At 64.2% G+C, this 6977-nt stretch carries 9 protein-coding genes; 4 read left to right on the top strand and 5 right to left on the bottom strand.

All coding sequences use genetic code 11. The features are described 5' to 3' along the window. Window positions 1-185: 185 nt before the first annotated feature. The 3 genes from Q0O05_RS04605 (at window position 186) to Q0O05_RS04595 (ending at window position 1773) form a co-directional block, all read left to right on the top strand. Entirely contained in the window at window positions 186-1055 is an 870-nt protein-coding gene (locus Q0O05_RS04605; protein ID WP_293660720.1) for a creatininase family protein, read from the top strand. A 126-nt stretch (window positions 1056-1181) separates the two neighbouring features. Continuing rightward, complete coding sequence (locus Q0O05_RS04600) at window positions 1182-1448, top strand: BrnT family toxin (RefSeq protein ID WP_293660719.1); 267 nt, start codon at window positions 1182-1184, stop codon at window positions 1446-1448. Then, window positions 1435-1773, top strand: coding sequence for a BrnA antitoxin family protein (locus Q0O05_RS04595; RefSeq protein ID WP_293660718.1), 339 nt, complete (start codon window positions 1435-1437; stop codon window positions 1771-1773). The genes Q0O05_RS04600 and Q0O05_RS04595 overlap by 14 nt, the downstream gene beginning before the upstream one ends. Before the next feature lie 52 nt (window positions 1774-1825). Here Q0O05_RS04595 and Q0O05_RS04590 read toward each other — a convergent pair whose 3' ends face one another. Beyond that, window positions 1826-2494 (bottom strand): histidine phosphatase family protein, encoded by a 669-nt coding sequence (locus tag Q0O05_RS04590; protein ID WP_293660717.1) that lies wholly within the window; start codon window positions 2492-2494, stop codon window positions 1826-1828. Window positions 2495-2577: 83 nt separating this feature from the next. On the opposite strand from Q0O05_RS04590, the gene Q0O05_RS04585 reads away from it, so the two are divergent. Next, on the top strand, window positions 2578-2955 hold the full coding sequence (locus Q0O05_RS04585; protein ID WP_293660716.1) for a DnaJ domain-containing protein: 378 nt from the start codon (window positions 2578-2580) through the stop codon (window positions 2953-2955). Between the two features lie 41 nt (window positions 2956-2996). On the opposite strand, the gene Q0O05_RS04580 is transcribed toward Q0O05_RS04585, so the two are convergent. Genes Q0O05_RS04580 through flgL form a run of 4 tightly spaced genes read right to left on the bottom strand, consistent with a single transcriptional unit; the run spans window position 2997 to window position 6970 of the window. Next, entirely contained in the window at window positions 2997-4046 is a 1050-nt protein-coding gene (locus Q0O05_RS04580) for a PhzF family phenazine biosynthesis protein (RefSeq protein ID WP_293660715.1), read from the bottom strand. A 22-nt stretch (window positions 4047-4068) separates the two neighbouring features. Further along, on the bottom strand, window positions 4069-4695 hold the full coding sequence (locus Q0O05_RS04575; protein ID WP_293660714.1) for a glutathione S-transferase: 627 nt from the start codon (window positions 4693-4695) through the stop codon (window positions 4069-4071). Between the two features lie 17 nt (window positions 4696-4712). Next, window positions 4713-5603, bottom strand: coding sequence for a DMT family transporter (locus Q0O05_RS04570; protein WP_293660713.1), 891 nt, complete (start codon window positions 5601-5603; stop codon window positions 4713-4715). 44 nt (window positions 5604-5647) lie between these two features. Beyond that, window positions 5648-6970, bottom strand: coding sequence for a flagellar hook-associated protein FlgL (gene flgL / locus Q0O05_RS04565; protein WP_293660712.1), 1323 nt, complete (start codon window positions 6968-6970; stop codon window positions 5648-5650). Between the last annotated feature and the right edge of the window lie 7 nt (window positions 6971-6977).

The raw sequence follows: 6977 nt of genomic DNA, 5'->3' as shown, positions 1-6977 counted from the left end.
AAGCGCCCGTGGATATTGCGCAAGCAGCTATCAAAACAAGAGCAAAGAGCGTGCTGTTCAGGCGAGGCACTGGGCCAGGAGCTGGTCCAGGGGATGGGCTGGGCAATGGGCGAGCGGGCGATGCGGTCATAGGGCTTGCGAGTGGCCCGCGGTTATACCCCAGCGTGGCTGGGTAAGATGTTGCCATGCAGATTCCCCCCGCGCCAAACCGCCATTCTTCCCTGCCAAAGTCCCGCTTCTGGGCGGACTGGACCAGCGCGCAGCTGGAGCAGGCGCGTGCTGATGGGGTGTTGGAGCGCCTGATTGCGGTGCTGCCGGTGGCAGCGACTGAGCAGCATGGGCCGCACCTGCCGCTGCAGGTGGACAGCGCGCTGGTAGACGCGGTGATTGCCCACGCGTTGCCGCACATCGCGCCCGAGGTGCCGGCCTTGTTTTTGCCGACACAGCCGGTGGGCTTCAGCCCCGAGCATGCGCAGTTCGCCGGAACCCTTACCCTCAAGGCGGAAACCGTGATCCGCCTGTGGACCGACATCGGCGAGTCGCTGGCCGCGAGCGGCGTGAATCGCCTGGTGATTTTCAACAGCCACGGCGGTCAGGTCGGCCTGATGGACGTGGTGGCGCGGGACCTGCGGGCGCGGCTGGGCATGCTGGTGTACAGCGTGAACTGGTTCGGATTGCCTCTTTCCTCTCCCGATGGCGCCGATGCGAACGCGCTTTTCAGCGAGCACGAGCACCGCTTCGGCATCCATGCCGGCGACATCGAGACCTCGATGATGCTGGCACTGCGCCCCGACCTGGTGGACATGGAGCAGGCGCATAACTTCGCCTCCACCTCCGAGGCACGCGCCCGGCAGTTCGCGATTCTGGGCAACGGCAAAAGCGCCAAGCTCGGCTGGCAGATGCAGGACTACAACCCGATGGGCGCGGTAGGCAACGCGGGGGCCGCCACCGCTGGCAAAGGGCAAGCCGTGCTGCAGGCCGCAGGAATGGCGCTGGCCCGCCTGCTGGGTGAAATCAACGCGCTGCCGGCAGACACTTTGCGCGAGCGCGGCTGATACGCGTCGCAGCGTGCGAGTTCCGGGCGGGCGCTACGCTGAGATGTCTCAGGTGTTGCGTCAAGGCGTTGCCGCTGATTGCCTCAGCAAATTGAAGCGATAATTTTTGTTCATACAATAAATAAGATGGACTTCGAATTCGATCCAGCCAAAGATGAGAGCAATCTTGAAAAGCACGGTTTGTCGCTGGCTGACGCATACGGTTTTGAGTGGATATCTGCGGTAGTTCGCGAGGACACGCGCGAACCCTATACCGAGCCACGCTATGAAGCCAAGGGTTACATCGGAGAGCGATTGCATGTGATGGTTTTCTGCCTTCGCAGCAATGCGGTGCGTGTCATAAGCCTGCGCAAGGCCAACCCGAGAGAGGTGAAGAGCTATGCCAAAACTTAAACCGGGAACAATCATCCCTAACGTCGATGAGACAGCGGCTATCAATGCCGGCATTGACGCTGATCCAGACGCGCGTGAGCTGGCAAGTGATTGGCATCAAGGCGCGAGGCCTGCCAGCGAAGTGTTGACGCCTGAGACCTATGCCGCCTTGGTTGCCATGAAACGTCCCCGTGGTCGCCCAAAAGCCGATGAGACCAAAGTGTTTACCGCAATTCGTCTGGATGCTGATGTGCTGGAAACCTTCAAGGCAACCGGCAGGGGCTGGCAGACTCGGGTAAATGCGGCCCTGCGGCAGTTCATTGCTGAGCACCCATTGGGTCGCTAGCGGGGGGGGGTCTCGGATCGCGCGCCGCAGCGCGACATGGCGCACGGCCACCTCAGGCGTAAGTCACCCAACTTGCAGACGCTGCATCATCCAGGTGGGGCAGGGTGTTGAAGGTGAGCAGCGCGTGGCGCTTGGGTGTGAAGGCCATTTCGGTGAGTGCTGTGTTGCGGATGCGCATGTTGAGTTCGATGGTGGCCTCCGGGGTGGTACCCAGCACCTGCCCGACCGCGGTGGCAATCGGGCCACCGCTGCTGATGATCAGCACATTGCCGCTGTGGGTGGTGCGTACATGGTCCAGCGCGCCGCGCACCCCCTGCACGAAATCCAGGTAGGCCGGCATTCCCTGCGGGCTGACCACGCCGTTCATCCACTGGGTCATCCCGTCGCGCAGCAGCCGGAAATACTGACGGTAGAGCTCCGGTGTGTCGGGCCGGGGCAGCGGCGCCGGGTGGATGGCGCGGATGAGGGCGTCGCTGTCGTACTCGTTCAATCCGGGCCAGGCCAGCGGCTCGTGGGCCAGGCCTGCGCCCTGCGCAATGCCGGCCCAGGTTTGGGCATGGCGCTTGAGCGTGCCGGTGATGACTGCCTCGAACTGCAGGCCCTTGGCGGCCAGGTATTCGCCCAGGCGTTCGCTCTGGCGCTGGCCGAGCGGGCTGAGCTGGTCGTAATCGGCCGCCCCGAAAGAGGCCTGCCCGTGTCGCACAAGGTAGAGGTGTCCCATGCCTCCCATTTAAGCCCGAGCAGCAAAAGGCGCTTGTTATATGGGCGACAGCGGTGGATGTGCGCCCCAATGAGCGATGAGAGATGAGTGACGAGTGTCGGCCAACGCACAAACAAGCTCTGTGCAATGTCGTTGAATCAGGCATGGCAATGACATCGCTCTACGAAATTCTGGAGGTCAGTCCGCGCGCCAGCCCGGCGGCCTACCGCTGCCTGGCCCAGCGCCATCATCCGGACAAGAACCCGCACTCTGCCGAGGCGGGGCCGCGTCTGGCGATGTTCAACCTCGCGTATTCGGTCTTGTCGGACCCGGACCAGCGTCGCCTCTATGACACGCATGGCGGCTGCTACGCAAAATTCGTCGAGCGCCGAGGCCCCGGTCAGGCGCCACGCACTTACGGCGTTCCGCAACGCGCCACCGCCGTGCCTATAAGACCCTTTGTTTTCCGCCCGCTGACGTAGACACGAGGGGCTTGGCTTTCCGCTCAGTACCCGTGACTCTGCTAAAGCGCAACAGTTCCTTGAATGCACGTCACCGAGTCACCGCCCACCCAGACCTGGCCCTGGTCGTCCCGATCAAGGTAGACGCGGCCCGCGCGCCCCATGCAGCTGCCCTGTGCGGCTACATAGCGGGTGGGCGCGAAGCCATCAGCCATGAGCCACTGGGCCAGGCTGGCGTTGAAGCTGCCGGTTACGGGGTCCTCGCGGATGCCTAGGCCTGGCGCGAACACGCGCACTTCGAGGTCGGGTTCTTCGTCTTCGGATGAAGCATGGGGCGATTCCTGGCCTGTGTCGGCGGGCTTGCGTGGCGCAAAAGCGCGCGCTTCCCGGTTGCTGCGTACTATCAAATCAGGAGCTGTCGGCGCAATATCTACGCCGGCTACACCCACTCCGGGCACTAAAAACTGGAGTGCAGCCTCATCAGGATTCAGGCCCAGCACCGTCTCGGGGCTGTCGAGCAGCAGGCCCAGCCAGCGCGGCCCGTTGTCCAGCCACTGTGCGGCCCGCACCTGCGCCATCGGCACCCCCAATGCGGCCGCCACCCGTGTCACCAATGTGGCCTCCGGCAGGCTGCGCACAAGCGCCGGCGCGGCAAAAGCCAGGCGATCAAGCAGCCGTTCCTCCATTCGTCCCACCATCCGCCCCGCCTGCGGCCCATAGGTCTGTGCTCCCTCATCGGCGGGCGAACTGCGGCGCAATTTGCGGCGCAGTTCCACCAGCCCTTTGGTGCACTCCTGCACGATCCGCTGGCCCGCTTTCGGCTGCCCGCCGGCTTGCAGCCATGCGTGGCAGCTCCCCAGCGTGGGGTGGCCGGCAAAGGGCAATTCCTCTGTGGGGGTGAAGATGCGCACGCGGTAGTCGGCGCCATGGGCCGCAGCCTCGGGGCTGGGCGGCAACACAAAGGTGGTTTCGCTTAAGTTGGTCCAGCGGGCAAAGCGTTGCATGTCGTCAACGCTCAGGCCGCCCGCGTCCAGCACCACAGCCAGCGGGTTACCTCGGTACGCGTGGGCGGTGAATACGTCGACCTGGGCGAAGGGGCGCAGTCGTGGCATAAGGCGGGGGCTCGGGCGAGGGTTAGGACAGCGGCACGTCCAGCGCGCCGCGGGTGGCGGGCCGATCGAGCACCGTCGCAAACCAGCGATCCAGGTGCGGATAGCTGGCCCGGGGCTGGGGCAATCCGAACCAGCGGTGAATATCGCAGGCCACTGGAATATCGGCCATGCCGAAGTGCGCACCGCCCATAAAGGGCCGTACGGCCAGGTGCGCATCCAACAGCCTCAGCAGGGGAGCCATGGCGGCGGTGGACTGGTCGATCACGGCTTGGTCGCGTTGGGCGGCCGGGGTACGGAACCACTGCATAAAGGCGGCGCTGCCTGCCCGGTGCAGGGTGGTTTGCTGCCAGTCCATCCATCGCTCGGCGTCAAAGCGCGCAGCCAGATCGGCGGGGTACAGCGGCTGGGGTAGATTGGCGCCATATCGGGAGCAAAGGTAGCGCACGATGGTGTTGGATTCCCACAGCACCAGGTCTCCGTCTCGCAGGACGGGCACCAACGCGTTGGGATTCAGGGCGCGGTACTCGGGCGTGTTGACCACGCCAAAAGCCAGCCCGGCGTCGCTGCGCTCGAATGGTGCGCCGCATTCCTGCGCGGCCCAGACCACTTTGCGGACGTTGAGTGATGAAATCCGGCCCCAGATATGCATGGTCGCTCCTTCAAAGATCAAGCCAGTCGCTTGCCGGCAAACACCGTGGCCACCACGGCCAGCGCAAATCCTAGGGTCACCGGGTCCAGCGTCTCGCCCAGCAATGGAACGGCCACCAGAATGCTCATGAAGGGCTGCAACAGTTGTACCTGACTCACCCGCAGGGTGCCGCCCAGCGCCAGCCCGCGGTACCAGGCAAAAAATCCGGCCCACATCGAAAACACCCCCACATAGCCCAGCGCCCACCATGAACTCATCTGCACGCTGTGTTGCGGCCAGGTGAGCCAGGCCCCCGGAATCGATACCGGCAGCGCCAGCACGCAGACCCAGCAAATCACCTGTTCCGCGCCCAGCGTGGGTGTGACCTTGGCGCCATACACATAACCCACCGCGCCGGACAGCACGGCGCCCAGCATCATCAGGTCGGCCCACTCAAAGTCCATCCCGGCTCCAATCTGCACGGCGCGGTAGACCGAAAACGTGGCGACCAGGGCAGCCCCCACGCAGGCGCAAAGCCAGAAGCCAAGCCGCGCCCGCTGGTGCAGCACCAGCGCGCCCATCGCCGCCGTAGCCAGCGGCAGCAGGGCCAGAATTACCGCCGCATGGCCGGCGCGGATGTGGAGCAGCGCATAGCCGATGAACAGCGGAAATCCCACCGCGTTGCCCAGTGCGGCCATTCCCAGCGGGCGCCACTCGGCCGCCGTGGGCCAGCGCGCGCGGGTCGCACCCAGCACCAGCACCGACAACCCTCCGGCCAGCGCCACCCGCGCAAGCGTAATAAACCAGGGGGAGAGTTGGGGCGCGTCCGCGGTGCCGGTGGCCAGCCGGGTCATCGGCAGGGTGGCGGAAAAAATGGCCACGCCCAGCAGCCCGAGCCAGAGGCCGCGTGTTTGATTTTTGGAATGCATCCGGCTCACTGTACTGTCAAACCAGTGGCGCCCGGGTTGCGCCATCAACTGATGAAGTTGAAGAGCGAAAGCTTCTGAATTTGTGCGTACGACTGCAGGGCGGCCTGGTACGCGGTTTGTTTGGTCTGGAAGTCTGCGATGCCCTTGATCATGTCCAGGTCCTCGACGCGCGAGCGATCGGCCTCGAGCTGGATGTTGCGGGCCTCCTGGTTGGACGATATGCGGTCGGCGCGGTTCAGCAAGTCACCCGCCTGTCCGCGGATGGCGCTCACCCGGGCCATGCCGATATCAAGGTTGTAGAGCGCCTGCCCCACCGCCTGACTGGATGCGTTGGAATTGACAGCAAAGCCGATGTCGCGGATTGCGTCGTCCATCACGCTGAAGATGCTGGGGTTGGGCGCCACGGTAATCACGTCGCCATTCGCAGGCGTTCCGGTGATATTGAGGGAGAGCCCCGGCATGCCGGTGATGGCGGGTGGCCCCACCTGGTCTGCGATAGCAATGGTCACCGGTTTGCCAGTGGGATAGTCCGGCACCGTGAACGGGCCGACTTCGTTCGGAGTGGCGTTCGCGGCCCACGTGTTGATCTCGCCTGTGAGTTCGATTTGCTCAATGGTGTAAGTCGTAGAGCTTGTGCCAGGCGTTGCACCGGGCACGACCGCTCCGAACCGGATCTGGTACGTGGCGCGGTTGACTAGCGAAGTGTCCGTTACCTTGACGTTGTCGGTCGCCAAAGTTCTAGAAGCGTCAATCGAGGTCATGCTCACGTTGTAGACGCCATCACGCGCAGGCTGGTGCATGAAGGCGCTTTCCCCGTCGAGTGCGCCCGGAATGGCCGTTTCGCTCGCAGCGGTTTGTCCGGCCAGCCCGTTGAAGGTGTAGTCCTGCTGCGGGTTGAGCGCGCTGGGTCCGCTGATGGGGTCGCCGGCGCTCCCCAAGCCGCCAAACAAGGGTTGTCCGTTGGTGTCCTTGCGGTTGGCGTAGCCCACAACCTGCTCGCGCAGGTATTGCAATTGGTTGGTGATGGCAGCCCGGTCCGCGGCGGTATGGGTGCCGTTGCCGGCGCTCACGACCAGTTCTTGGAACTGCTGAATAGCAGCCACTACGTCACCCAGGGTGCTTTCTGCATTGGCAATCGTGTTGCGCTGCGACTCCAGAGCCCGCTGGTCGGTGGCAATGCGTGCCAAGCGAGTGAGCGACCGCTCAGCCTGGGCGGCGGCGGTCGGGTCGTCGCTCGGGCGCACCACACGCTTGCCCGAGGTCAGGTTCTCCTGCAGGTTGGCCACGTCGGCCTGTCGCTTGGAGAGGTTGGTCAGTGATCTGTCGAAAGTGTTCGCTGATGCGAGGCGCGATACGTTAGATGTCATGGCGTGA

Origin of the sequence: Rhodoferax sp. OV413 (assembly GCF_945881795.1) — a bacterium.
In the GTDB taxonomy this organism is placed as follows: domain Bacteria; phylum Pseudomonadota; class Gammaproteobacteria; order Burkholderiales; family Burkholderiaceae_C; genus Allorhodoferax.
Note: the sequence above shows the minus strand (reverse complement) of the source record. Positions and strands in the feature narration are given on the sequence as shown.

Coding starts and splice junctions, on each gene's coding strand:
- Q0O05_RS04585 (WP_293660716.1), top strand. CDS start 2,578: ATGAGTGACGAGTGTCGGCCAACGCACAAACAAGCTCTGTGCAATGTC.
- flgL (WP_293660712.1), bottom strand. CDS start 6,970: ATGACATCTAACGTATCGCGCCTCGCATCAGCGAACACTTTCGACAGA.
- Q0O05_RS04600 (WP_293660719.1), top strand. CDS start 1,182: ATGGACTTCGAATTCGATCCAGCCAAAGATGAGAGCAATCTTGAAAAG.
- Q0O05_RS04575 (WP_293660714.1), bottom strand. CDS start 4,695: ATGCATATCTGGGGCCGGATTTCATCACTCAACGTCCGCAAAGTGGTC.
- Q0O05_RS04580 (WP_293660715.1), bottom strand. CDS start 4,046: ATGCCACGACTGCGCCCCTTCGCCCAGGTCGACGTATTCACCGCCCAC.
- Q0O05_RS04570 (WP_293660713.1), bottom strand. CDS start 5,603: ATGCATTCCAAAAATCAAACACGCGGCCTCTGGCTCGGGCTGCTGGGC.
- Q0O05_RS04590 (WP_293660717.1), bottom strand. CDS start 2,494: ATGGGACACCTCTACCTTGTGCGACACGGGCAGGCCTCTTTCGGGGCG.
- Q0O05_RS04595 (WP_293660718.1), top strand. CDS start 1,435: ATGCCAAAACTTAAACCGGGAACAATCATCCCTAACGTCGATGAGACA.
- Q0O05_RS04605 (WP_293660720.1), top strand. CDS start 186: ATGCAGATTCCCCCCGCGCCAAACCGCCATTCTTCCCTGCCAAAGTCC.